1 protein-coding gene is annotated in these 399 nt (G+C 60.2%); it reads right to left on the reverse strand.

The features are described 5' to 3' along the window. The coding region (locus tag XcuCFBP2542_RS19110) for a transposase (RefSeq protein WP_146090391.1) at positions 1-363 on the reverse strand (363 nt) is incomplete at its 3' end. Positions 364-399 lie beyond the last annotated feature (36 nt).

A 399-nucleotide genomic window follows, 5' to 3' on the forward strand; every position in this document is an offset into this window, starting at 1 on the left:
CATGCGCCAGGCCGCCTTGTAGTTCACTCCAAGATGCCGCTTCAACTCCAGCGCCGCCAGGTTGGTCTTGCTGGATGTCAGCAGGTAGATCGCCTGCATCCACAAGCGCAAGGGCAGCTTGCTGGACTGAAACAGCGTGCCAGCACGCAAGGTGGTCTGATGCCGGCACGCACGGCACTGGTAGTACACCTGCCCATCGCGTCGAAAGCGCGAGCGCGCGCGGCCTTCGCATTGCGGGCAGCGAAATCCATTCGGCCAGCGCCACCGATACAAGGCCCGATAACACTTGGCTTCGGTTCCGTAACGATCCACGAACTCTGTCATCGACAATCCAGGCTGAAACTGCACGATGTTGATACCCATGCCCCACCTCCGTTGCCTTCAAGTGGGGCCATTGTC

Source organism: Xanthomonas cucurbitae, from assembly GCF_002939885.1.
GTDB lineage: Bacteria > Pseudomonadota > Gammaproteobacteria > Xanthomonadales > Xanthomonadaceae > Xanthomonas > Xanthomonas cucurbitae.